The organism is Citrobacter sp. MGH103 (genome assembly GCF_001034475.2).
Lineage (GTDB): Bacteria > Pseudomonadota > Gammaproteobacteria > Enterobacterales > Enterobacteriaceae > Citrobacter > Citrobacter freundii.
In genome coordinates this window covers 2,505,328-2,530,309 of the sequence record NZ_CP073043.1, presented here as the reverse complement: position 1 = coordinate 2,530,309, position 24,982 = coordinate 2,505,328, and the positions used below count along the sequence as shown (strand labels likewise).

Genomic DNA, 24,982 nt, shown 5'->3' with positions numbered 1-24,982 from the left:
TGTTTTTGCTTATAAAACCCCTTAACCCATTCACAATGCTTTATACTTCGCCCGTTTCCCTGGCGGACAGGCCACATACGATCATAAAGAGCGCCAGGGACGGTTATTCAAAAAAGAGTGAGTGACATGGAAAACGAAACTAAAAAACTGCGTTCCCTTTACATCCCTTACGCTGGCCCGGTACTGCTGGAATTCCCTTTACTGAATAAAGGGAGCGCCTTCAGTGTGGAAGAACGCCGTAACTTCAACCTGCTGGGGTTACTGCCAGAAGTCGTCGAAACGATTGAAGAACAGGCTGAACGCGCCTGGATCCAATATCAGGGCTTCAAAACCGAAATCGACAAGCATATTTACCTGCGCAACATCCAGGACACCAACGAAACCCTGTTTTACCGATTGGTGCATAATCACCTGGATGAGATGATGCCAGTTATCTATACCCCAACGGTCGGCGCAGCCTGTGAGCGTTTCTCTGAGATTTATCGTCGTGCGCGCGGCGTGTTTATCTCTTATCAGAACCGCTACAATATGGACGATATCCTGCAAAACGTCCCTAACCACAATATCAAGGTCATCGTTGTCACCGATGGCGAACGTATTTTAGGTCTTGGCGATCAGGGGATCGGCGGGATGGGCATTCCAATCGGTAAACTGTCGCTGTATACCGCATGTGGCGGAATTAGCCCGGCCTATACACTTCCGGTGGTACTGGACGTGGGGACCAACAACCAGCAATTGCTGAACGATCCGCTGTATATGGGCTGGCGCAATCCGCGTATCACTGATGATGAATACTACGAATTCGTTGATGAATTCATCCAGGCCGTGAAGCATCGCTGGCCGGACGTGCTGTTGCAGTTTGAAGATTTCGCCCAGAAAAACGCTATGCCACTGCTGACCCGTTATCGCGATGAAATTTGCTCATTTAACGACGATATTCAGGGCACCGCGGCGGTTACCGTCGGTACGCTGATTGCGGCTAGCCGCGCGGCCGGAAGCCAGCTGAGCGAACAAAACATCGTCTTCCTCGGCGCGGGTTCCGCAGGATGCGGGATCGCCGAGCAGATCATTGCGCAAATCCAGCGAGAAGGTTTAAGCGAAGAAGCGGCGCGTCAACGCGTATTCATGGTCGATCGCTTTGGCCTGTTAACCGACAAAATGCCGAACCTGCTCTCCTTCCAGACCAAACTGGTGCAAAAACGCGAAAATCTGCAGCACTGGGATACACAAGAAGATGTCCTGTCGTTGCTCGATGTGGTTCGCAACGTTAAACCTGACATCCTGATCGGGGTTTCCGGACAGGTTGGTCTGTTTACCGAAGAGATCATCCGCGAAATGCATAAGCATTGTCCGCGTCCGATTGTCATGCCGCTGTCTAACCCGACTTCTCGTGTAGAAGCCACGCCGCAGGATATCATCGCCTGGACCGAAGGTAACGCGCTGGTTGCGACCGGTAGCCCGTTTGCACCGGTACTGTGGAAAGAGAAAACTTACCCGATCGCGCAGTGTAATAATGCGTACATCTTCCCGGGTATTGGCCTTGGCGTGATTGCTTCTGGCGCGTCGCGCATCACTGATGAAATGCTGATGTCGGCTAGTGAAACGCTGGCACAGTATTCACCGCTGGTGCTCAACGGTGAAGGACTGGTGCTACCGGAACTGAAAGATATTCAGACGGTTTCTCGTGCCATTGCCTTTGCCGTCGGTAAAATGGCCCAGCAGCAAGGTGTGGCGGTGAAAACCTCCGCTGAAGCGCTGCAACAGGCTATTGACGATAATTTCTGGCAGGCGGAATATCGCGACTACCGTCGTACTTCTATCTGACGGTTTGCCCGGCGGCACATTGCTGCCGGGCGTGCAAAGTTTGCGCGAAAGTGTAATTTGCGATTACACTTTCGCTACCGATCAACACTCTGAAAAACAAAAGGAGGATACTTATGCTGTACTGTGAACGTTTTATCGTTTCACATGCTTTTGGCGATCGCCAGTGCTCAAGCGTTATCGGTATCGTGCTGCGATAACTTCTGCTTGAGCGAAGCTAACTTCTAAATCCCCTTCTCTCGGGCTTACCGGGTTATCGTCAGCGATGTTTGACGAGGCGTTTTCACGCCTGTAACTCTTGAGTAAGCAACAATGAGCACATTACTAACCGCACAATCCTTACACGTTGATACGGCATTCGGCACGCTATTCGACGATCTATCCTTTACCCTGAAAAAAGGCGACCGCATCGGGCTTATCGGTTACAACGGCTGCGGCAAAAGCACGCTGTTAAAACTGCTCGATGGCACGATTTCGCCCACCAGTGGAGCAATCGCGCAAGCGAATCACTGCCATCTCGCGCGTGTAGAACAACATCTACCTGACGATATATTGCCTCTTACACTGCAGGAAGCCGTTCTCGCTCAACTTCCTGAGCATGAGCGTGCGGCTCAACAATGGCGAGTTGAAGCGCTGCTTGCCGAAATGGGTTTCACACCAGAGAATTTATCTCTGACAGCGCAAACGTTGAGCGGTGGCCAGCACACACGCTTGCTATTAGCGCGGGCGTTGATGCGTAATCCTGACCTGCTGCTGCTGGATGAACCGGGTAACCATCTGGATTTGCCAACATTACTGTGGCTGGAGCAGTTCTTACAGAACTGGTCTGGCAGTTTTGTAGTGGTTTCCCACGACCCGCAGTTGCTGGACGCAGTCACTCACGGAACGTGGATCCTACGCGATCGCACTCTCCATGCCTTTGATCTGCCCTGTAGCGCCGCACGTCAGGCGCTGGTAGAAAGAGACGTCAGCGATGCTCTGCGCCACAAGGCTGAGCAAAAAGAGATAGACCGGGTTACCGCCAGCGGCAAACGGCTGGCAACCTGGGGGCGGGTCTACGACAACGAAGATCTCTCCCGCAAGGCCAAGCAGATGGAAAAACAGGTGCAGCGCCTGAAAGAGGTGCAGACAGAAGTGACGGCAGGAAGTCAGTGGACACTAACATTGCAGGGTGATTCCCTGCGTGCAGATCGTTTGCTGGAGATGACCAATCTGTCTGTAGCCCCTGCTCCCGACGCAGATACACTGTTTTCCATTGCCGGTATCCGGTTAAAAAGCGGCGATCGCGTGGCAATTGTCGGGCGTAATGGTTGCGGTAAATCATCGCTGTTAAGGCTTATCTGGCAACAGTTTCAATCACAGCTGGCATCGCCTTCACTGGTGTTGCACCCGCGCGTTACGCTGGGCTATTACGATCAGACGCTGCATCAGCTTGCCGATAACGATTCATTGTTTGACGCGCTGGAAGCGTTTGTCCCGCAGCCAGAGATTCGCAAGATGGCGCTGATTAGCGCGGGTTTTCCGTGGATTCGTCATACGCAGAGGGTCAGTACATTAAGCGGCGGTGAGCGCTCCCGGCTGCTGTTTGTGGGGCTGACGCTTGCGCGCTACAGTCTGCTGATGCTCGATGAACCGACCAACCATCTGGATATGGAAGGTAAAGAGGCGCTGGCAGAAACGCTACAAAGCTATAACGGCGGCGTGTTGCTGGTCAGTCACGACCGGCAGCTTATCAGCCAAAGCTGTAACCGGTTCTGGTTAATCGACAATGGCGAACTCAGTGAATGGCACGATCTGGAGGCGGTCAATGCGCGTATTAGGGAAACGTCCGCGGAGATAACCGTTCCCAAAACAGTGGTCGAAGCGAAAGTTGAAATAAGCTGTGACAGCGATGGATTGCTGGAACAACTCCTCGATCTGGAACAGCGTCTGGCCGACGATCTCGCCCGCAAGCCGAAACATCAAAAACCGCTGTTACAGGCGCAATGGCGTAAAGAGATTGAGCGTCTGAACTCACAACTGGAGTAATCTTTTTTGCCGGATGGCGCAAGCTTATCCGGCCTACACCAGCAAAATGCGCGTGTAGGCCTGCCATCCGGCATACCATTTATTGCTGCGGTTTTTTCTCTTTCCAGGCATCCCAGGCCTGTTTGATCTCTTGCTTTGCCGTGGCGGCGTCGTTGAAACCGTTTAATTCGACCTTCTTGCGCCCTTCCGGCAGATCTTTGTACACGCGGAAGAAAGATTCCAGACGTTGAACTTCAATCTTGGGCAGATCGCTCAATTCTTTGATGTTGTCATAAGTGGGGTCAATTTTACTGGCTGGCACGGCGACAATTTTGTCGTCCTTTTCACCGCCGTCGATCATCTTCAGGACGCCTATTGCGCGCAGCTTAATTAACGTCCCTGGAGCCAGCGGCGCACGAGTATAAAAGATAACATCCAGCGGGTCGCCGTCACCGGCTAAAGACTGGGTGAGTGAACCGTAGTTGGCGGGATAGGCAACCGGCATTGACTGGAAGCGATCGGCAACGATAAACCCGGTTTTGGCGTCGGTTTCATATTTAATCATTCCACCTGCCGGGATTTCGGTTACGGCATAAAACTCTTCCGGGTTGTTCTCCGGCTGAGGAAATTCGAGGATGTTCTGCGCCTGAACTGAAGCACAAAGAAATACGCTGACTGCGAGTAGTTTTTTCACCAGATGCATTGTCTTTTAACTCTTCTATTATTGGAAAGACAACACCTTACGTTCAGCAGATGACAGAAACATGACGTTTTTTTGGCAAAAAAATGGCGCTACCGATGTAGCGCCATTGCGTAGAGGGAACATCAGGGATTAGTTAACCCCTTCCTCGCTCTCTTTTTTCGCTTCTTGTCTTTCAACTTCGCGATACCAACGTGGGTGATGTTTCTTCGCCCAGCGACGGCTCACCTTCCCTTCAACCATGCCTTTAATCGAACCTTTCACCCAGAATGCCATATACATATGGATGAGGATGGCGTGCATCAGGATAATCCCCGCCGCCGCATGGATCAGCAGGCTATAGCGCACGACCTGCATCGGGAAGAACTGCGCAAAGTATGGACGCCAGATAATAATACCGGTAATCAGCAGCACGAAAATCATGCTCATGATCGACCAGAACATCATTTTCTGCCCGGCGTTGTACTTGCCCACATCCGCTACTTTGTGTTCATTGCCTTTCAGCACTTCCACAATGTTTTTCAGCCACGGAATATCTTTTTTATCCGGGATGTTGTGGTGCACAAAGCGCACAAACATGAACATTAGCGCGACGAAGATCAGTATGCCGAAGAACGGGTGCAAAATGCGTCCCATCTGCGGCGTACCGAAGGTTTGCGTCAGCCATTGCAGAGTCGGGAAGAAGAACGAAATCCCCGACAGCGCCACCAGGAAGAAGCAGATCACCACCGTCCAGTGACAGGCGCGGTCGATAAACTTCGTGCGCACAATCATTTTAGACTTACTCATGATGTTCCTCCTCGTCGTCGTCCACTTCCTTATTCGGACCGATACCAATGTAGTGGTAAATCAGCCCGGCGAAGGTGGCGATAAATCCGGCAGCGGCCAGCGGTTTCAGCGCCCCTTTCCACAGATTGATAGAGGTATCGATCTGCGGATCTTTCGGCAGGCCGTGATACAGCTCCGGCTGGTTGGCATGATGCAGAACGTACATAACGTGCGTACCACCCACACCTTCCGGGTTGTAGAGACCGGCGTGTTCGAAACCGCGTGCTTTCAGTTTTGCCACACGCTGTTCGCCCATTTCCAGCATTTCCTGCTTGGTGCCGAAATGTATTGCCCCGGTCGGACAGGTCTTCACGCAGGCAGGTTCCTGCCCGACGCTGACCCGGTCGACACACAGCGTACATTTATACACGCGGTTATCCTCTTTATTGAGGCGCGGAATATTAAATGGACACCCGGCAATACAGTAGCCGCAGCCAATACAGTGTTCTGACTGGAAATCGACAATCCCGTTGGCGTACTGGATGATTGCCCCGGCAGACGGGCATGCCTTCAGGCAGCCCGGATCTTCACAGTGCATACAGCCGTCTTTACGAATCAGCCATTCCAGCTTGCCGTTCTGTTCGGTTTCGGTAAACCGCATCACCGTCCAGGACTTGGCGCTGAGATCGGCGGGGTTGTCATACACCCCGACGCAGTGGCCAACTTCATCGCGGATATCGTTCCACTCTGAGCATGCCACCTGACAGGCCTTGCAGCCTATACAGGTGGAAACGTCGATCAGCTTCGCGACCTCGGCTTTGTAATCACGGGCCTGAGGTGGCGGCGTGATGGAGTTTGTTGCGGACCGTTTGATGATGTCCTGCGTTTCCATAGACATATGTTCGCCTCCCTTACGCCTTCTCGATGTTAACTAAAAACGCTTTGTATTCCGGCGTTTGCGAGTTTGCATCACCGACATTCGGCGTCAGGGTGTTGGCGATAAAGCCTTTACGCGCGACTCCTTCAAAGCCCCAGTGGATTGGGATCCCAACCGTTTCAACCTGTTGACCGTTGACGTTCAGGGTACGCAGACGACGGGTCACCACGGCAACTGCACGAATAAATCCACGTTTGCTGCTAACTTTCACGTGATCGCCGTTGTTGATCCCTTTCGCTGCCGCCAGCGTTTCGCTGATTTCCACAAACTGCTCTGGCTGGGCAATCGCATTCAGCAATGCGTGCTTGGTCCAGGTATGGAAATGTTCGGTCAGACGATAGGTCGTCCCGACGTACGGGAAGTCCTGTTTTGTACCCATACGGAGTTTATCCGCCTCGTACAGACGCGCTGCCGGGTTGGAGATCACATTCGGGTGCAGCGGGTTAGTACCCAGCGGCGTTTCCATCGGCTCGTAGTGTTCCGGGAACGGACCTTCCGCCATCTTATCGATAGCAAACAGACGCCCCAGCCCTTCCGGCTGCATGATAAATGGATTGGTGCCACTGCCCGGTGCCGCGGTATTGAAGTCCGGGATATCGTTACCCGTCCACTTCGTACCGTTCCACTGGATAAGCATGCGTTTTGGATCCCACGGTTTACCCTGTGGATCCGCCGAAGCGCGGTTATACAGCACGCGACGGTTCAGCGGCCATGCCCAGGCCCAGCCCAGCGTATTACCCAGACCTGACGGATCGGCGTTATCACGATTGGCCATCTGGTTGCCCTGCTCGGTCCAGCTACCGGTATAAATCCAGCAGGATGATGACGTAGAACCATCATCGCGCAGCAACGCAAAGCTGTTGAGCAACTGACCTTTCTTCGCAACCAGTACACCGTTGGCATCATAGAGATCTTCCAGCGCATAGCCGTTGTTCTCTTTCGCCACTTCCTCTGAGTGCGGTTCGTCCGGCTGCTTATAGTTCCAGCTCATTTTCAGAACGGGTTCTACAGCTTTACCGCCTTCAGTGCGATACATGTCTCGCAGACGGTGGTAAATACCGGCCAGTATTTCGCCGTCGTTGCGGGCTTCGCCCGGTGCGTCCTGACCTTTCCAGTGCCACTGCAGCCAACGGCCGGAGTTGGCGATGGAGCCGTCCTCTTCCGCAAAACAGGTAGAAGGCAAACGGAAGACTTCGGTCTGAATCGACGCAGGATCAACGTCGTTTGACTCGCCGTGGTTCTGCCAGAACGTTGAGGTTTCGGTCACCAGCGGATCGATAACCACCAGATACTTCAGTTTGCTGAGGCTCTGCACCACTTTGTTTTTGTCCGGGAAGGACGCAACAGGGTTAAAGCCCTGACAGATGTAGCCGGTGACTTTTCCGCTATCCATCATGTTGAAGTATTTGATGACGTCGTAGGACTGATCCCACTTCGGCAGCCACTCAAAGCCCCAGTCGTTTTCTTTCTGTGCAGCATTACCGTAGAAAGATTTCATCAAGCTGACGAAGAACTTCGGATAGTTGCCCCAGTAGTTAACCTGATCGGCCAATGTCGCTTTTGGCGTGTTCGCGGCCAGATAGGTTTGCAGGTCTGTCTGTTTCTCTGACGGCAGCATCAGGTAGCCCGGCAGGCTGGTAGAGAGCAGACCTAAGTCGGTTAACCCTTGAATGTTGGAGTGACCGCGCAAGGCGTTGACACCGCCACCTGCCATCCCCATGTTGCCGAGCAGCAACTGGATCATCGCCATGGTGCGGATGTTCTGCGCCCCGACGGTATGCTGAGTCCAACCCAGCGCGTACAGGAACGTGGTGGTGCGATCCGCTGCGCTGGTGGAAGCCAGCACTTCGCAGACTTTCAGGAAGTCTTCTTTCGGCGTACCACAAATGTTTTCCACCACATCCGGCGTGTAGCGGGAAACGTGCTGTTTTAGCAGGTTCCAGACACAGCGAGGATGGCTTAACGTTTCATCGCGTTTCGCGTAGCCGTTTTCATCGAACTGGTAGTTCCAGGACGATTTATCATATTGGCGTTTGTTTGCGTCATAACCGCTGAACAGACCGTCTTCGAAAGCAAAGTCATCCCGCACCAGCAGGCTGGCGTTGGTGTAATGCTTAACGTATTCAGCGTTGATTTTGTTGTTTTCAATCAGGTACAGCAAGACGCCGGACAGGAACGTAATGTCCGTGCCGGAACGAATTGGCGCATAGATATCCGCCACCGAAGCTGTACGTGTAAAACGAGGGTCAACAACAATCAGCGTGGCATCATTGTTGTTTTTTGCTTCCATCGCCCAGCGGAATCCCACCGGATGTGCTTCAGCGGCGTTACCGCCCATCACCATCACGACGTTAGCATTTTTAATATCAACCCAGTGGTTGGTCATCGCACCGCGACCAAATGTTGGAGCAAGACTTGCTACCGTTGGTCCGTGTCAGACGCGCGCCTGGTTGTCTACTGCCAGCATGCCGAGTGAGCGCACAAATTTTTGCGTCAGCATACCGGTTTCATTACTTGCCGCAGATGCACACAGCATCCCGGTTGAAAGCCAGCGGTTTACCGTTACGCCCTGCTCATTCTTCTCGATAAAGTTGGCGTCACGGTCAGTTTTCATCAGCTTCGCGATACGGGTGAATGCTTCATCCCAGCTGATACGCTGCCATTTGTCGGAACCAGGGGCGCGATATTCCGGGTAACGCAGACGGTTTTCACTGTGCACGTAATCCAGTAATCCTGCGCCCTTAGGACATAATGCCCCGCGGCTCACCGGATGATCCGGATCCCCTTCAATATGGTAAATCGACTCTTTGGCGTTTTTTGCTCCATCTCCCAGGCTATACATTAATAGCCCGCAACCTACGGAACAGTATGTGCAGGTGTTTCGGATCTCTTTGGCGCGTAACAGCTTATAGTTTCGCGCCTGAGCCAGTGCCATTTTGGGTGCAAAACCCAAAGCGGCCACTGTTGTTCCCGCCATACCGCCCGCGCAGATTTTAAAAAATTGTCTGCGGCTGACGTCCATTGCTTTCCTCTTTTTTGCAGGGGTTCGTACATGAAATCTCTCAAATTGCGCCAGCGCAGCAGTCTGAAAGATGCCATGTACAACTTCGCGACGAAACTATCAGCTATATCCATATTTTTTTTGCGTCAAATCAATAACGAAACGGTTCCGCTACTAAATAGTGCACTTTGTTTAACCCTTGTACCCATAAGGGAGTACGGGAAAGGCAATTAATTAGCGCGCTACGGTATAAAAGTGCTATAAATTTCAGCTTAAATTTTTGCCAGTACCATGGACAGACAATCAGAATGACAAAACAAAAGGCAACGTTAATTGGGCTCATTGCCATCGTGCTCTGGAGTACGATGGTCGGACTCATGCGTGGGGTAAGTGAAGGACTGGGTCCTGCGGGCGGCGCAGCAATGATTTTTTCGTTAAGTGGTCTGTTGCTGATTTTTACCGTCGGCTTTCCGAATATCAGAAAAATTCCTGTGCGCTATTTAATCGCTGGTAGCGTGCTTTTTGTTACTTATGAAATATGTTTAGCGCTGGCTCTCGGTTATGCGGCTACTCGTCACCAGGCTATTGAAGTCGGTATGGTCAATTATCTCTGGCCGAGTTTGACGATATTGTTTGCTATTTTATTTAATGGTCAAAAAACAACCTGGCTGGTAGTCCCTGGATTAATTATCGCATTGACCGGGGTTTGTTGGGTATTGGGTGGTGAAAACGGTCTTAACCTTGATGAAATTATCAGCAATGTTGCCAGCAGTCCGCTGAGCTATTTTCTCGCCTTTCTCGGCGCTTTTATCTGGGCAACGTATTGCACGGTGACCAATAAATATGCAAAAGGCTTTAACGGCATCACCGTGTTCGTTTTACTAACAGCCGCAAGTTTGTGGATTTACTATTTTATGACTCCGCAACCAGAAATGATTTTCAGCACTTCGGTGACTATTAAAATGTTCTCAGCGGCATTAACGTTAGGATTTGCCTATGCGGCGTGGAATATTGGCATTTTGCATGGCAACGTGACCATCATGGCCGTAGGATCCTATTTTACCCCTGTGCTCTCTTCTGCACTGGCTGCTGTGTTACTCAGTGCACCGCTTTCGCTATCTTTCTGGCAGGGCGCACTGATGGTTTGCGCGGGATCGCTACTTTGTTGGCTGGCAACGCGCCGCGCCTGAAAAAAAAGCCGGGTTTTATCACAAACAAATAAAACCCGGCTATACTTTAGACAAATTGATGAATAATAATTGTTCATTCCACTTGCGATTTATGTTTGCATTTGTTTGATTAAATGTTAAATATATGGTAATTAGTTAACGCACGAAAATATTATGCGGTTATCTATATCCCTTCATATGCATATATTACACATGCGAAACTAACGCCATTTAAATCATAGTCCTGACAATAGTCCCCTACGTAAATATACCCATTCATATTTGTCACATATAAAGATTAATACAATCAGTCATATTATGTAGATCTAGATCACACAACTTCAAATATTTTGCAATATTATGAAACTTATTATTGAACTTATACCACTGCGTCATTTAAAAATAGTTTGCCATTGACGAACCCCTTCGTTTAGCAATGGTTTAGGAAACACACCAAGAAAAAATTATAAGGATTATTTAGAATGAAACTTAAATTAGTTGCAGTGGCAGTGACTAGCCTGTTGGCGGCAGGTGCGGTAAACGCAGCTGAGGTATATAACAAAGACGCAAACAAACTGGATATCTACGGTAAAGTTCACGCTCAGCACTACTTCTCTGACGACACCAGCAGCGATGGCGACAAAACCTATGCGCGTCTGGGCTTCAAAGGCGAAACTCAGATCAATGACCAGTTGGTTGGTTTCGGTCAGTGGGAATATGAATTCAAAGGCAACCGTTCTGAATCCCAGGGCTCTGAAGCAGACAAAACTCGTCTGGCATTCGCTGGTCTGAAATTCGCTGAATACGGTTCTTTCGACTACGGTCGTAACTACGGCGTGGCCTACGACATCGGCGCATGGACCGACGTTCTGCCAGAGTTCGGTGGCGATACCTGGACCCAGACTGACGTATTCATGACTGGCCGTACTACCGGCGTTGCAACCTACCGTAACACCGATTTCTTCGGTCTGGTTGAAGGTCTGAACTTTGCTGCTCAGTACCAGGGCAAAAACGACCGTTCTGACGTCAAAGAAGCTAACGGCGACGGTTTTGGTTTGTCTTCTACTTACGAGTATGAAGGCTTCGGCATTGGTGCAACCTATGCGAAATCTGACCGTACTGATTCTCAGAACAACCACATCGGTCAGTTCAAAGCTGACGGTAAAAACGCTGAAGTTTGGGCTGCTGGCCTGAAATATGATGCGAACAACATCTACCTGGCAACCACCTACTCCGAAACCCGCAACATGACCACCTATGGTTCTAAAGTTAACGGTATCGCAGATAAAGCACAGAACTTTGAAGTTGTTGCTCAGTACCAGTTCGACTTCGGTCTGCGTCCGTCCGTTGCTTACCTGAAATCCAAAGGTAAAGACATCAACGGTTACGGCGACCAGGATCTGGTTGAATACGTAGACCTGGGTGCTACCTACTACTTCAACAAAAACATGTCCACCTTCGTTGATTACAAAATCAACCTGCTGGATGACAATGCCTTCACCAATGCTGCCGGTGTAAGCACTGACAACATCGTTGCTGTTGGTCTGAACTACCAGTTCTAATTTTGTTGTAGTCTGAATACAAAGCCAGTCCTTTAAGGGCTGGCTTTTTCTCTTGATGTAGACTCGGTCATAAGGAGTATCCCGTGCAGACATTCACTGGTCGTTGTCTTTGCGGACAGAGTCATTTTACCGTTGACGTTGAAATGCTGGATGTCTATGCCTGCCACTGTACGCTGTGTCAGAAATGGTCAGGCGGCATCGCCATGTATCTGGAAGCCAGCGCTCACCCGCTGATGTCACCAGAATCGGCAGAACCTTCGCACTTTCCTTCCTCAAATCGTGGTGAACGGTTCTTCTGTTCCGGCTGCGGATGCCCACTGTGGTTTACGTTGACGGACAGCGATCGCTACTTTATTCCGTGGACACTTCTGGAACTTAATGAGGTAGATCGCCGCCGCCTGATATTAGCGGCAGAAATCTATACGGAAACACAGCCTGCGTTCTGGAGATTGACGGGGCAATACGCTCGACTGAGTGGGAAAGAAGTCGAAGAGATGGATTACCCCTGTCATTTAGCTCACTAGTTATTAACGTTGTACCTTTGCCAGACTGAACCACATTCCTATCGCTAATACGATAAGCATGCTGCCGGCGCTGCTTAAGGCCACGCTATGTGACCAGGTGAACGCTTCTCTGGCAGCCGTCAGCAATGCCTCACTCAGTGACGACGGGAGCGAGTGTGCCAGTTGTACCGCCTCCCCCATTGACGATGAGGCACGTTCCATTTCCTGCGCATTAAGTCCGGCTGGCGGCAGAATCGATGCAGAAAAGCTACGGCTCAACAGCAAACCAAAGATAGCGATCCCAAGTCCGGCTCCCAGTTCATAAGCCATTGTCTCGATGGCACCCGCGGCCGCGGCTTTTTCCGCAGGTGCTGCTGCCATGATAGCCGCTGTTGAAGCCAGAAGCGCACTGGCGGCGCTGAAGCCGAGCAAAGCCATCAAAATCCAGGCTTGTACCTGTTGGCTACTGAAATCCGTCATCGCCAGGCCGTAAAAGCTAACAGCGCTCAGCGCCATACCCGCCGTCGCCACACAACGTAATCCCAGACGTGAAACCAACATACCGGCAATCGGTCCGCTGAAACCACTTGCCAGCATCACCGGCAGCATGAACAACCCTGCCTGATACGGTGTTAAGCCGTGGACAAACTGTAGCTCCTGAGCCATCAGTAACTCGAAACCCACCAGCGTTATCATCGCGGTCATCGCCATCACTACGCCACTTAAGATTATGCGATGTGTGAACAACCGCATATCAATCATCGGGCGGGCTGCCGCAAGCTGGATGCGGACAAACTGCCACAACAGCAAAGCGCCGGTTAACAGCGTCAGGGCGATGGCAACGGTCGCCGTATGCCCTTTCAGCGCGGTTTTGGCGCTGTAAACCAGCAGCAGAATGGCGACAATCAGCATTATCGCATGACCAAAATTTAACGATTGATCGCGACGTCCAGCCTGACGCGGCACTAAGCGTGCGGTTAAGGCCATTACCACCAGGACAATCGGTACATTAATTAAGAATACGGATCCCCAGTAGAAGTGCTCCAGTAGCATCCCGCCAACCAGTGGGCCAAACGCCGCACCGCCGGAACCAACCGCGGCCCAGACACCGAGCGCCATATTACGATGCCGTTGCTCAGCGAACGTGGCGCGAATCCCCGCAAGCGTTGCCGGCACAATCATCGCCGCGCCAATCGCCAACACGGCCCGGGTGACAATCAGCCAACTGGCGCTATGAGCAAAAGCGGCCGCCAGTGATGCCAGACCAAACAAGCCTCCACCTAACAGCAGCAGGCGTTTAAAGCCGATGCGATCGCCCAGCGCGCCCATTGGCAATACCATACCGGCCATTACCAGGGAATAAATATCAATGATCCACAGCAGCTCGTTGCCACTGGCGCCCAGCGTCATACTCAGCGTGGGCGCGGCAACGTGCAGCACCGTTGCATCAATCGCAACAGGGATGTAGACCAGCACAATAATCACTAACGTTAACCACTGACGAAACATAAAACTCCCTTCAAAACTGAAACTGGACACACGTCCAGGTTCGGCGATCCTACGGAAATTTGAACGTATGTCCAACTTTTTGTTAGACTGCGTGCTAAACGGATATGGGAGGAACGATGAGCTATCTAAATCGGGATGAACGTCGGGAAGTGATTCTGCAGGCGGCAATGCGCGTCGCGCTTGAGGAAGGATTTACCGCCATGACGGTGCGGCGTATTGCCACGGAAGCTCAGGTGTCAACCGGCCAGGTGCATCATCACTTTACGTCTGCCGGCGAGTTAAAATCCCTCGCTTTTGTGCAACTGATCCGTACTCTTCTGGATGCCGAACTGGTCAGCGCAAACGCCAGCTTCCGTGAACGGCTGCATGCCATGCTGGGCAGCGAAGATGGCGGGTTCGAACCCTATATAAAACTATGGCGTGAAGCGCAGGTTCTGGCGGATAAAGATCCGGAAATCAAAAGCGCTTACCTGCTGACCATGCGGATGTGGCACGAAGAAACCGCCGCTATCATCTCTCAGGGACAGAAAGCCGGTGAGTTTTCTTCACGCCCGGATGCTGCCGATGTGGCCTGGCGTTTAATTGCGTTGGTATGCGGTCTGGATGGCATCTATGTATTAGGCATTGAGGAAATGGCCGATCCTGCATTCGAACGCCACCTGGATCGTATGATTACGTTAGAGTTAGTTAATTGATGTTATAGATGAATTAATAATACATCTTTTATATTTACAATTGGTAACACTTAAGCAACGTGTAATTCCCTCATCACGCCGCGTTATTGCGCTTTTTTATCTATTCTTTCAGTCAATATTCCCAAAACTTTTCAATAGTTTCTAAAAGAACTCGCGCGGCGCTGTATGCGTTTATTTCTTTTTCATGAACGGCATGTGCATGGAGAATAATATGTCAGCATCAAATGAGAAAAATAATCGTTATCTTTTAACTGACTGGAAACCCGAAAATCCTGCCTTTTGGGAAAACAAAGGTAAGCACATTGCCCGAAGAAACCTCTGGATATCAGTGAGTTGCTTGCTGCTTGCGTTTTGCGTCTGGATGTTGTTCAGCGCTGTTGCTGTCAATCTGAATAAAATTGGTTTTAATTTTACCACCGATCAACTGTTTTTATTAACGGCATTACCTTCTCTTTCTGGTGCAATATTGCGCGTTCCCTACTCCTTTATGGTACCTATATTTGGGGGGCGCCGCTGGACCATTTTTAGCACCGTCATTCTGGTTATTCCCTGCGTCTGGCTCGGTTTTGCCGTGCAAAATACCGCTACTCCGTTTGGCGTATTTATTATCATTGCGCTGATGTGTGGGTTTGCTGGCGCTAACTTTGCCTCCAGCATGGGCAATATCAGTTTTTTCTTCCCCAAAGCGAAGCAAGGCAGCGCACTAGGCATTAACGGTGGCCTCGGCAACCTCGGTGTCAGCGTGATGCAGTTGATCGCGCCGCTGGTGATCTTTCTCCCCATTTTTACCTTCCTGGGCGTGCAGGGCGTACCACAAGCTGACGGATCGTTACTGTCACTGGCCAATGCCGCATGGATTTGGGTGCCGCTACTGCTGATAGCGACCGTGGCAGCGGGCATAGGAATGAACGACATTGCCAGTTCGAAGGCCTCAATTGCCTCCCAACTACCGGTCCTCAAACGTTTTCATTTGTGGTTATTAAGTCTGCTGTATCTCGCCACCTTCGGTTCGTTTATCGGTTTTTCAGCAGGCTTTGCCATGCTGGCGAAAACACAGTTCCCTGACGTGAATATTCTGCAACTGGCGTTCTTTGGGCCCTTCATCGGTGCGCTTGCGCGATCGGCGGGCGGCGTTATCTCTGACAAGTTTGGTGGTGTGCGTGTCACCTTAATTAACTTCATCTTTATGGCACTGTTCAGCGCCCTGCTGTTTCTCACTTTGCCCGGCTCGGGCGAAGGAAGCTTTATCGCGTTTTACCTGGTGTTTATGGGCTTGTTCCTGACCGCGGGTCTGGGAAGCGGTTCGACCTTCCAGATGATTGCGGTGATCTTTCGCAAAATCACCATTTACCGGGTGAAGCTGCACGGTGGTACTGAAGAACAGGCCCAGCGTGAGGCGGTAACCGATACCGCCGCCGCCCTGGGATTTATCTCCGCAATTGGCGCTGTCGGGGGCTTCTTCATCCCGAAAGCGTTTGGTTCATCGCTGGCGCTGACCGGATCTCCGGTAGGCGCCATGAAAATATTCCTTGTGTTCTACATCGTCTGCGTGCTGGTGACCTGGCTGGTTTACGGCCGTAAATCACAAAAAAAATAGTCATCTTTTGGCCTATGTAGGCAACGTTATTCGAAGCAGGAGTTATGTCATGAGTAAACTGTTAGACCGCTTTCGCTACTTTAAACAAAAGGGCGATACGTTTGCCGAGGGGCATGGGCAAGTAATGCACACCAACCGGGACTGGGAAGACAGCTATCGTCAGCGCTGGCAGTTCGATAAAATTGTGCGTTCTACCCACGGCGTTAACTGTACCGGCTCATGCAGCTGGAAAATCTACGTCAAAAACGGGCTGGTAACCTGGGAAACTCAGCAAACCGACTACCCGCGTACCCGCCCTGACCTGCCAAATCATGAGCCCCGTGGCTGCCCACGCGGCGCAAGTTACTCGTGGTATCTCTACAGCGCTAACCGCCTGAAATATCCACTGGTGCGTAAACGCTTAATCGAATTGTGGCGCGACGCCCTGTCCCGCCAGCCCGATCCGGTGCTGGCCTGGGAATCCATTATGAACGACCCGCAAAAATGCCAGAGCTACAAGCAGGTACGCGGGCGCGGTGGGTTTATCCGTTCCAACTGGAAAGAACTTAATCAACTGATTGCTGCTGCCAACGTCTGGACGGTGAAAACGTACGGCCCTGATCGTGTGGCCGGATTCTCTCCCATCCCCGCAATGTCGATGGTCTCCTATGCCGCAGGTACGCGCTATCTCTCGCTACTGGGCGGAACCTGTCTGAGCTTCTATGACTGGTACTGCGACTTACCGCCCGCGTCACCGATGACCTGGGGCGAGCAGACCGACGTTCCTGAATCCGCCGACTGGTATAACTCCAGCTATATCATCGCCTGGGGCTCTAACGTGCCGCAGACCCGTACCCCGGACGCGCACTTTTTTACTGAAGTTCGCTACAAAGGCACCAAGACGATTGCCATTACGCCAGACTACTCGGAGGTCGCCAAACTGTGCGACCAGTGGCTGGCACCGAAACAAGGGACAGACAGCGCGCTGGCAATGGCGATGGGCCACGTCATCCTGAAAGAGTTCCATCTCGACAATCCCAGCGATTATTTCCTCAATTACTGTCGTCGCTATACCGATATGCCGATGCTGGTGCTGCTGGATGCCCGCGAAGATGGCAGCTACGTGCCTGGGCGCATGATGCGCGCCTCAGACCTTGTCGATGGTCTGGGTGAAAGCAACAATCCAGAGTGGAAAACGGTGGCTTTCAACCGCGAGGGCGAACTGGTTGTCCCGAACGGATCTATCGGTTTTCGCTGGGGCGAGAAAGGCAAATGGAACCTGGAACCCCTGGCGGCTGGCGCTGAAACTGAACTTTCCCTCTCGCTGCTTGGTCAGCATGATGACGTGACCGGCGTGGCATTCCCCTATTTTGGCGGCAACGAAAACCCACATTTTCGCAGTGTAAAACAAGAACCGGTGCTGGTCCGTCAACTACCGGTAAAATATCTTACCCTCGCTGACGGTAGCCGTTGCCCGGTGGTGAGCGTCTATGATCTGGTGCTGGCGAATTACGGCCTCGACCGTGGTCTGGATGATGTTCATAGCGCACAAGATTACAGCGAAGTAAAAGCCTACACCCCGGCCTGGGGTGAGCAAATTACCGGCGTGCCACGCCGTCATATCGAACAAATCGCCCGTGAGTTTGCCGATACCGCGCACAAAACGCATGGCCGTTCGATGATCATCCTCGGGGCTGGCGTTAACCACTGGTATCACATGGACATGAACTACCGCGGGATGATTAACATCCTGGTGTTCTGTGGTTGCGTGGGACAAAGCGGCGGCGGCTGGGCGCACTATGTGGGTCAGGAGAAACTGCGTCCGCAAACCGGTTGGTTGCCGCTGGCCTTTGCCCTGGACTGGAACCGCCCACCGCGTCAGATGAACAGCACTTCGTTTTTCTACAATCACTCCAGTCAGTGGCGTTATGAAAAACTCACCGCTCAAGAACTCCTCTCTCCGCTGGCCGATGCGTCGAAGTTTAGCGGACATTTGATTGACTTTAACATACGTGCTGAACGAATGGGCTGGCTGCCCTCTGCGCCGCAGCTTAACCTTAACCCATTGACCGTCAAAGCGAAGGCAGAACAAGCTGGGTTATCTCCTGCGCAATACACTGCCCAAGCGCTGAAGTCGGGTGATATTCGTTTTGCCTGTGAGCAGCCGGATAGCGGCAAAAACCACCCACGCAACCTCTTCGTCTGGCGCTCTAACCTGCTCGGTTCCTCCGGTAAAGGGCATGAATACATGCTCAAGTATTTACTGGGTACCGAAAGCGGGATCCAGGGGGAAGCGCTCGGTTCAAGTGAGGGTATTAAACCTGAAGAGGTTGAATGGCAATCCGCGGCGATAGAGGGCAAGCTCGATCTGCTGGTCACGCTCGATTTCCGTATGTCCAGCACCTGTTTGTTCTCCGATATCGTTTTGCCAACCGCTACCTGGTATGAAAAAGACGATATGAACACTTCGGATATGCATCCGTTTATTCACCCGTTGTCCGCGGCGGTCGACCCGGCATGGGAATCGAAGAGTGACTGGGAAATATATAAAGGCATCGCCAAAGTGTTCTCCGAGGTATGTGTGGGACACCTTGGACAAGAAACGGATGTGGTGTTGCAACCACTGCAACACGACTCTCCGGCAGAGTTGGCGCAGCCGTTTGACATTCTGGACTGGCGCAAAGGCGAATGCGATCTCCTCCCGGGGAAAACGGCACCGAATATCGCCGTTGTGGAACGTGACTACCCCGCTACCTACGAACGCTTTACTTCACTCGGTCCGCTCATGGACAAGCTTGGTAACGGTGGGAAAGGCATTGCGTGGAATACCCAGGCGGAAGTCGATTTCCTCGGCAAGCTGAACTACACCAAACGTGAAGGCCCGGCAAAAGGCCGACCGCTGATTGACACCGCGCTGGATGCCTCTGAGGTGATCCTCGCCCTGGCGCCGGAAACCAACGGTCAGGTGGCGGTGAAAGCCTGGGAAGCGCTGGGGGCGATGACCGGACGCGACCATACGCATCTGGCGTTGAACAAAGAAGACGAAAAGATTCGTTTTCGCGATATCCAGGCGCAGCCGCGCAAAATCATCTCCAGTCCTACCTGGTCCGGCCTTGAAAGCGAACATGTCTCCTATAACGCAGGCTATACCAACGTTCATGAGTTGATCCCATGGCGTACCCTGTCCGGTCGCCAGCAGCTGTACCAGGATCACGCGTGGATGCGAGCGTTCGGTGAAAGTCTGGTGGCGTATCGTCCGCCTATCGATACCCGCAGCGTCAGTGAAATGCGCGAAGTTCCGCCTAACGGCTTCCCGGAAAAAGCCCTCAACTTCCTGACGCCGCACCAGAAATGGGGGATCCACTCTACCTACAGTGAAAACCTGCTGATGCTGACGCTTTCGCGCGGCGGCCCCATTGTCTGGATCAGCGAGACCGATGCCAAAGAGCTGGGCATTGAGGATAACGACTGGATTGAAGCCTTCAACGCCAACGGTGCGCTCACCGCGCGTGCAGTGGTGAGTCAACGCGTGCCGCCGGGAATGACCATGATGTATCACGCTCAGGAGCGAATCATGAATATCCCTGGCTCGGAAGTCACCGGGATGCGTGGCGGGATCCATAACTCAGTCACCCGCGTCTGCCCGAAACCCACGCACATGATCGGCGGCTATGCGCAACTGGCATACAGCTTCAACTATTACGGGACGGTCGGCTCTAACCGCGATGAGTTCATCATGATTAGAAAAATGAAAAACATTAACTGGCTGGATGATGAAGGTCGCGATCAGGTACAGGAGGCGAAAAAATGAAAATACGCTCACAGGTAGGCATGGTTCTTAATCTGGATAAGTGCATCGGCTGCCACACCTGCTCCGTCACCTGTAAAAACGTCTGGACCGGGCGTGAAGGGATGGAATATGCGTGGTTTAACAACGTCGAGACTAAACCGGGGATTGGTTATCCGAAAAACTGGGAAGATCAGGAAGAGTGGCAAGGCGGCTGGGTTCGCGATGTTAACGGCAAGATAAGACCGCGTCTGGGCGGTAAGATGGGCGTAATCACCAAAATTTTCGCCAACCCGGTGATCCCGCAAATCGATGATTACTATGAACCGTTTACCTACGATTATCAGCATCTGCATAGCGCGCCGGAGAGCAAGAATCAGCCCACCGCGCGTCCGCGTTCGCTGATAGATGGTAAACGGATGGACAAGATTATCTGGGGTCCAAACTGGGAAGAACTGCTTGGCGGCGAATTTTCAAAACGTGCCCGCGACCGTAACTTCGAGAAGATGCAAAAGGAGATGTACGGTCAGTTCGAAAACACCTTCATGATGTATTTACCGCGCCTGTGCGAGCACTGTCTGAACCCAAGCTGTGTCGCCACCTGCCCGAGCGGTGCTATCTATAAGCGTGAAGAAGACGGCATTGTGCTGATCGACCAGGACAAATGTCGCGGTTGGCGCTTGTGCATCAGCGGCTGTCCGTACAAAAAAATCTACTTTAACTGGAAGAGCGGTAAGTCAGAGAAGTGCATTTTCTGCTACCCGCGTATTGAGTCCGGCCAGCCGACGGTGTGTTCAGAAACCTGCGTTGGGCGTATCCGTTATCTCGGGGTATTGCTGTACGACGCCGACCGTATCGAGGAAGCAGCGAGCACCGAGCATGAAACCGATCTCTACGAGCGTCAGTGCGATGTGTTCCTCAACCCGAACGATCCAGCGGTGATTGAAGAGGCGCTAAAACAAGGTATTCCACATAACGTCATCGAAGCAGCCCAGCGCTCGCCGGTTTACAAAATGGCGATGGACTGGAAGCTGGCGCTACCGCTGCACCCGGAGTATCGCACCCTGCCGATGGTCTGGTATGTGCCGCCATTGTCACCGATACAGTCGGTCGCCGACGCGGGCGGACTGCCGCACAATGGCAACATTTTGCCTGCGGTTGAGTCGCTGCGAATTCCGGTTCAGTACCTCGCCAATATGCTCAGTGCGGGTGATACCGGTCCGGTGCTGAGGGCGCTCAAACGGATGATGGCCATGCGCCACTATATGCGTGCGCAAACCGTAGAAGGCGTCACGGACACCCGCGCGATTGAGGAAGTGGGTCTGAGCGTTGAGCAGGTCGAGGAGATGTATCGTTATCTGGCCATCGCCAACTATGAAGACCGCTTTGTGATCCCGACCAGTCACCGCGAAATGGCGCGTGATGCCTTCCCGGAGAAAAACGGCTGCGGCTTTACCTTCGGTGACGGCTGCCATGGCTCAGATACCAAATTCAACCTGTTTAACAGTAGCCGTATTGATGCCATCGACATCACCGAAGTGCGCGATAAAGCGGAGGGTGAATAATGCAAATCCTGAAGGTTATCGGCCTGCTGATGGAGTACCCCGACGAGCTGCTATGGGAGTGTAAAGACGACGCGCTGGCGCTTGTGGCCAGCGATGCCCCCATGCTGAGTGATTTTAGCCAGGAGCTGCTCAATGCGCCGTTACTGGATAAACAAGCCGAATGGTGCGAAATATTCGACCGGGGTCGGGCCACCTCTCTGCTGCTGTTTGAGCATGTGCACGCCGAGTCCCGTGACCGGGGCCAGGCGATGGTTGATTTGTTGGCGCAGTATGAAAAGGTCGGGCTGCAGCTAAACTGTCGCGAACTGCCGGATCACCTGCCTTTATATCTTGAGTACTTAAGCGTGTTACCGGAAGCGGAGGCCAAAGAAGGACTGCAGAACGTCGCACCGATTCTGGCGTTGCTTGGCGGGCGCTTAAAACAGCGCGATACGCCGTGGTATCAACTGTTTGATGCCCTGTTGCAGCTTGCCGGAAGTCCTCTTTCGAGTGACAGTGTCACTAAGCAAGTTGGCGCGGAAACGCGCGACGATACCCGACAGGCGCTGGATGCAGTCTGGGAAGAGGAACAGGTGAAGTTTATCGAAGATAATGCCACCGCCTGTGACAGTTCACCGTTACAAAACTATCAACGACGCTTTAGCCAGGACGTGGCACCTCAGTATGTCGACGTCAGCGCGGGAGGCCCGAAATGATACAGTTCCTGAACGTCTTTTTTTACGATATCTATCCGTACCTGTGCGGTACGGTGTTTATCCTCGGCAGTTGGCTACGCTACGACTACGGACAATACACCTGGCGTGCGTCTTCCAGCCAGATGCTGGACAAACGCGGCATGGTGTTGTGGTCAAACCTGTTCCACATCGGCATTCTGGGGATCTTTTTCGGGCACCTGTTTGGCATGTTAACGCCGCACTGGATGTATGCCTGGTTCCTGCCGATTGCGGTAAAACAGCAGATGGCGATGATTGCCGGCGGACTTTGTGGCGTGCTCACACTGGTGGGTGGCGCTGGCCTGCTGGTGCGCCGGTTGACTAACCCGCGCATTCGCGCAACCTCCTCGACCGCCGATATTCTGATCCTCTGCGTTCTGCTGATTCAATGTATTCTCGGTTTAACCACTATCCCGTTCTCTGCACAGCATCCTGACGGCAGTGAAATGCTAAAACTGGTCGGTTGGGCGCAGTCGGTGGTGACCTTCCAGGGCGGTGCGTCTGCGCATCTGGATGGCGTGGCGTGGATTTTCCGTGTGCATCTGGTTCTGGGGATGACCATTTTCCTGCTGTTCCCGTTCACCCGACTGGTCCACGTGTGGAGTGCGCCGTTTGAGTACTTTACCCGCCGTTATCAGATAGTGCGTTCGCGTCGCTAATTTCCTCTGCTGCCCGGTAGCGCTAGCGCTTACCGGGCCTGGATCGCTATCCCGCTTTTTGTACGTTATGATGCTTCTCCATCCCAGGGAGAACGCTAATGAAACCACAGGTTTATCACGTCGATGCCTTTACTTCAGTACCCTTTCGCGGCAATTCAGCGGGAGTGGTGTTGCATGCTGACGGATTGAGCGAAGCACAGATGCAACTTATTGCTCGCGAGCTGCGTCATTCGGAAACCGCATTCCTGCTGACCAGTGACGACAGCGATGTTCGCATTCGTTATTTCACGCCGACGGTCGAAGTTCCTATCTGTGGACACGCTACCGTCGCCGCACATTATGTGCGCGCCAAGGTGCTGGGTCTGGGCAACAGCACCGTCTGGCAAACCTCGCTCGCCGGTCGTCATCGGGTCGATATTGAAGCAAGTGACAATGACTATCGCATCAGCCTTGAACAAGGCGTACCTGGATTCGAAGCTCCGCTGGAAGGTGCTGTACGTGCCGCGATAATCGATGCACTGCACCTGAGCGAAGACGATATGCTGCCCGGATTACCCATTCAGGTAGCCACTACCGGACACTCTAAAGTAATGATTGCGCTGAAGCCTGAGGTGGACCTCGACGCCCTTTCCCCGGATTTGCCTGCCCTGACCGCTATCAGCAAGCAAATTGGCTGTAACGGTTTCTTCCCTTTTCAAATTCGCAAGGGCGAAAACGCCACCGATGGCCGCATGTTCTCGCCTGCTATTGGTATTGTGGAAGATCCGGTTACCGGCAATGCCAACGGTCCAATGGGCGCGTGGCTGGTTCAACATGGGTTGATGCCGCATGACGGGAAAACGCTACGTGTTCAGGGGCATCAGGGCCACGCGCTCGGGCGTGACGGTATTGTTGATGTGACGGTGGCTATCCGTGAAAACCTGCCGGAAAAAGTGACCATTACCGGTTCGGCAGTGATCCTATTTTACGCCGAATGGGCGATAGATTTTTAATTGTTCCCGTAGGCCGGATAAGGCGATAACGCCGCATCCGGCATGACTTCCGATGCCCCTATTTCCCCGCCTCCGGATGCGTATCAAACGCAGCCATGACCGTCGCCAGCTCATCTTCGGTAAACCCATGCTTCACGTCATCCACGCCCAGTCCAAACTGTTCCTGCAGCAAGGCATACAGGCTGGCGACATCGGGCAGATTAATCTGCTCTATCGCCCGACCATCCTGATAACGGGTGAAATGAAAATTGGTCAACGTCAGCTTACCGCCGTCCGGAAGATGACGACACATCAGCAAATGATGACGAAAATGCGATTGTGGCCAGTGCGCGGACCAGAAATTGCCCATCAGATAATCGCTCTGGTGCTGCACGACCAGGTCAAAACGGTACATTGATTGCCAGTGATCGTGATGGCGGAACTGCAGGATCCAATCGTCCCCCTCCTGAACCAGACGATATTCGCCGTGTGGCGTTTGCTGCTCAATGTCGGCCTGCAGACGAATCGGCGCCGTCAGCGTTTGCCCGCCGAAGCCAACGTCGGCGATCCACTGCTCTCCCTGTAATTCAACCAGCAACAGACGATGCGTGCGCGGCGGCAGACTTGACGGATTTGCCAGTACCACACGACCGAGAAGGCTGCGTACGTTAAAACCGATTTCGCGTAACGCGCGCTCAAACACTCCATTCTGTTCAAAGCAATAACCGCCTCGATGCGCCGTCACCAGCTTCTCTTCCAGCGACAAATCGTCAAGCTGCATCTCTCTTGGCAGTAATACATCCAGGTTTTCAAACGGAATCGCGCCGTTGTGCAGTAAATGCAGCGCTTTTAAAGTTTCAATGTCGACGCTGGCCGAATCTGACCAGCCAATACGGGCAAAATAAGCGGTTAAAAAAGGCGTCATAGGGAGTTCCTGTTCGATTAATGCAGTACTTATAACGCATTTTTAATTTTACGCCGTCGATTTTGTGCGTTGTTCCTCCAGACGAGGCGACAAAATCGCTAATACCGTTAATAT

17 protein-coding genes and 1 pseudogene are annotated in these 24,982 nt (G+C 52.4%); 12 read left to right on the top strand and 6 right to left on the bottom strand.

Annotation, left to right across the window (positions count from 1 at the left end; translation table 11 throughout):
- Nucleotides 1–126: 126 nt before the first annotated feature.
- Together maeA and SK33_RS12195 are read left to right on the top strand one after the other, a co-directional pair.
- On the top strand, nt 127–1,824 hold the full coding sequence (gene maeA / locus SK33_RS12200) for a malate dehydrogenase (protein ID WP_048217725.1): 1,698 nt from the start codon (nt 127–129) through the stop codon (nt 1,822–1,824).
- 309 nt (nt 1,825–2,133) lie between these two features.
- A complete protein-coding gene (locus SK33_RS12195; protein ID WP_048217727.1) occupies nt 2,134–3,849 on the top strand; it encodes an ABC-F family ATP-binding cassette domain-containing protein in 1,716 nt (571 codons plus the stop codon).
- An 81-nt stretch (nt 3,850–3,930) separates the two neighbouring features.
- Here the strand turns inward: SK33_RS12195 and SK33_RS12190 are convergent.
- The 4 genes and pseudogenes from SK33_RS12190 to fdnG form a co-directional block, all read right to left on the bottom strand.
- Nucleotides 3,931–4,531, bottom strand: a pseudogene (locus tag SK33_RS12190) (inorganic diphosphatase); the annotation flags it as partial.
- A gap of 129 nt (nt 4,532–4,660) precedes the next feature.
- On the bottom strand, nt 4,661–5,317 hold the full coding sequence (gene fdnI / locus SK33_RS12185; protein WP_003020054.1) for a formate dehydrogenase-N subunit gamma: 657 nt from the start codon (nt 5,315–5,317) through the stop codon (nt 4,661–4,663).
- Complete coding sequence (gene fdnH / locus SK33_RS12180; protein WP_003836226.1) at nt 5,310–6,194, bottom strand: formate dehydrogenase N subunit beta; 885 nt, start codon at nt 6,192–6,194, stop codon at nt 5,310–5,312. The genes fdnI and fdnH overlap by 8 nt, the downstream gene beginning before the upstream one ends.
- Before the next feature lie 13 nt (nt 6,195–6,207).
- Nucleotides 6,208–9,255, bottom strand: coding sequence for a formate dehydrogenase-N subunit alpha (gene fdnG, locus SK33_RS12175; RefSeq protein ID WP_085952501.1), 3,048 nt, complete (start codon nt 9,253–9,255; stop codon nt 6,208–6,210).
- Nucleotides 9,256–9,542: 287 nt separating this feature from the next.
- On the opposite strand from fdnG, the gene yddG reads away from it, so the two are divergent.
- From yddG to SK33_RS12160, 3 genes are all read left to right on the top strand, one after another.
- Nucleotides 9,543–10,424, top strand: a complete 882-nt coding sequence (yddG, locus tag SK33_RS12170; protein WP_048217729.1) for an aromatic amino acid efflux DMT transporter YddG — start codon at nt 9,543–9,545, stop codon at nt 10,422–10,424.
- Nucleotides 10,425–10,885: 461 nt separating this feature from the next.
- Nucleotides 10,886–11,965: a porin OmpD gene (gene ompD, locus SK33_RS12165; RefSeq protein ID WP_048217731.1), complete on the top strand. Its 1,080-nt coding sequence runs from the start codon at nt 10,886–10,888 to the stop codon at nt 11,963–11,965.
- A 143-nt stretch (nt 11,966–12,108) separates the two neighbouring features.
- Nucleotides 12,109–12,489 (top strand): GFA family protein, encoded by a 381-nt coding sequence (locus SK33_RS12160; RefSeq protein WP_088732456.1) that lies wholly within the window; start codon nt 12,109–12,111, stop codon nt 12,487–12,489.
- 3 nt (nt 12,490–12,492) lie between these two features.
- Here SK33_RS12160 and SK33_RS12155 read toward each other — a convergent pair whose 3' ends face one another.
- On the bottom strand, nt 12,493–13,977 hold the full coding sequence (locus SK33_RS12155; protein ID WP_003020091.1) for an MFS transporter: 1,485 nt from the start codon (nt 13,975–13,977) through the stop codon (nt 12,493–12,495).
- 116 nt (nt 13,978–14,093) lie between these two features.
- Here SK33_RS12155 and SK33_RS12150 point away from each other — a divergent pair, with 116 nt between their 5' ends.
- The 7 genes from SK33_RS12150 to SK33_RS12120 all read left to right on the top strand — a co-directional run bounded on the left by SK33_RS12150 (nt 14,094) and on the right by SK33_RS12120 (nt 23,964).
- Nucleotides 14,094–14,672 (top strand): TetR family transcriptional regulator, encoded by a 579-nt coding sequence (locus SK33_RS12150; RefSeq protein WP_003020094.1) that lies wholly within the window; start codon nt 14,094–14,096, stop codon nt 14,670–14,672.
- Between the two features lie 211 nt (nt 14,673–14,883).
- Nucleotides 14,884–16,269: a NarK family nitrate/nitrite MFS transporter gene (locus SK33_RS12145; RefSeq protein ID WP_003020098.1), complete on the top strand. Its 1,386-nt coding sequence runs from the start codon at nt 14,884–14,886 to the stop codon at nt 16,267–16,269.
- A gap of 49 nt (nt 16,270–16,318) precedes the next feature.
- Complete coding sequence (locus SK33_RS12140; protein ID WP_048217734.1) at nt 16,319–20,059, top strand: nitrate reductase subunit alpha; 3,741 nt, start codon at nt 16,319–16,321, stop codon at nt 20,057–20,059.
- Nucleotides 20,056–21,600, top strand: a complete 1,545-nt coding sequence (gene narH, locus SK33_RS12135; RefSeq protein WP_003020103.1) for a nitrate reductase subunit beta — start codon at nt 20,056–20,058, stop codon at nt 21,598–21,600. The genes SK33_RS12140 and narH overlap by 4 nt, the downstream gene beginning before the upstream one ends.
- The gene (narW, locus tag SK33_RS12130; protein WP_003836210.1) at nt 21,600–22,295 is read left to right on the top strand and encodes a nitrate reductase molybdenum cofactor assembly chaperone; all 696 of its coding nucleotides are present in this window, start codon (nt 21,600–21,602) and stop codon (nt 22,293–22,295) included. Before narH ends, narW begins: the two co-directional genes overlap by 1 nt.
- Nucleotides 22,292–22,972: a respiratory nitrate reductase subunit gamma gene (narI, locus tag SK33_RS12125; RefSeq protein WP_032949315.1), complete on the top strand. Its 681-nt coding sequence runs from the start codon at nt 22,292–22,294 to the stop codon at nt 22,970–22,972. Before narW ends, narI begins: the two co-directional genes overlap by 4 nt.
- A 98-nt stretch (nt 22,973–23,070) precedes the next feature.
- Complete coding sequence (locus tag SK33_RS12120) at nt 23,071–23,964, top strand: PhzF family isomerase (protein ID WP_048217736.1); 894 nt, start codon at nt 23,071–23,073, stop codon at nt 23,962–23,964.
- Nucleotides 23,965–24,022: 58 nt separating this feature from the next.
- Here the strand turns inward: SK33_RS12120 and nhoA are convergent, their stop codons facing one another.
- Nucleotides 24,023–24,868, bottom strand: coding sequence for an N-hydroxyarylamine O-acetyltransferase (gene nhoA, locus SK33_RS12115; RefSeq protein WP_048217737.1), 846 nt, complete (start codon nt 24,866–24,868; stop codon nt 24,023–24,025).
- Nucleotides 24,869–24,982: the final 114 nt, after the last annotated feature.

Bases quoted from the DNA above. Each gene is read 5' to 3' on its own strand.
- maeA (WP_048217725.1), top strand. From the start codon at position 127: ATGGAAAACGAAACTAAAAAACTGCGTTCCCTTTACATCCCTTACGCT.
- SK33_RS12195 (WP_048217727.1), top strand. From the start codon at position 2,134: ATGAGCACATTACTAACCGCACAATCCTTACACGTTGATACGGCATTC.
- fdnI (WP_003020054.1), bottom strand. From the start codon at position 5,317: ATGAGTAAGTCTAAAATGATTGTGCGCACGAAGTTTATCGACCGCGCC.
- fdnH (WP_003836226.1), bottom strand. From the start codon at position 6,194: ATGTCTATGGAAACGCAGGACATCATCAAACGGTCCGCAACAAACTCC.
- yddG (WP_048217729.1), top strand. From the start codon at position 9,543: ATGACAAAACAAAAGGCAACGTTAATTGGGCTCATTGCCATCGTGCTC.
- ompD (WP_048217731.1), top strand. From the start codon at position 10,886: ATGAAACTTAAATTAGTTGCAGTGGCAGTGACTAGCCTGTTGGCGGCA.
- SK33_RS12160 (WP_088732456.1), top strand. From the start codon at position 12,109: ATGCTGGATGTCTATGCCTGCCACTGTACGCTGTGTCAGAAATGGTCA.
- SK33_RS12155 (WP_003020091.1), bottom strand. From the start codon at position 13,977: ATGTTTCGTCAGTGGTTAACGTTAGTGATTATTGTGCTGGTCTACATC.
- SK33_RS12150 (WP_003020094.1), top strand. From the start codon at position 14,094: ATGAGCTATCTAAATCGGGATGAACGTCGGGAAGTGATTCTGCAGGCG.
- SK33_RS12145 (WP_003020098.1), top strand. From the start codon at position 14,884: ATGTCAGCATCAAATGAGAAAAATAATCGTTATCTTTTAACTGACTGG.
- SK33_RS12140 (WP_048217734.1), top strand. From the start codon at position 16,319: ATGAGTAAACTGTTAGACCGCTTTCGCTACTTTAAACAAAAGGGCGAT.
- narH (WP_003020103.1), top strand. From the start codon at position 20,056: ATGAAAATACGCTCACAGGTAGGCATGGTTCTTAATCTGGATAAGTGC.
- narW (WP_003836210.1), top strand. From the start codon at position 21,600: ATGCAAATCCTGAAGGTTATCGGCCTGCTGATGGAGTACCCCGACGAG.
- narI (WP_032949315.1), top strand. From the start codon at position 22,292: ATGATACAGTTCCTGAACGTCTTTTTTTACGATATCTATCCGTACCTG.
- SK33_RS12120 (WP_048217736.1), top strand. From the start codon at position 23,071: ATGAAACCACAGGTTTATCACGTCGATGCCTTTACTTCAGTACCCTTT.
- nhoA (WP_048217737.1), bottom strand. From the start codon at position 24,868: ATGACGCCTTTTTTAACCGCTTATTTTGCCCGTATTGGCTGGTCAGAT.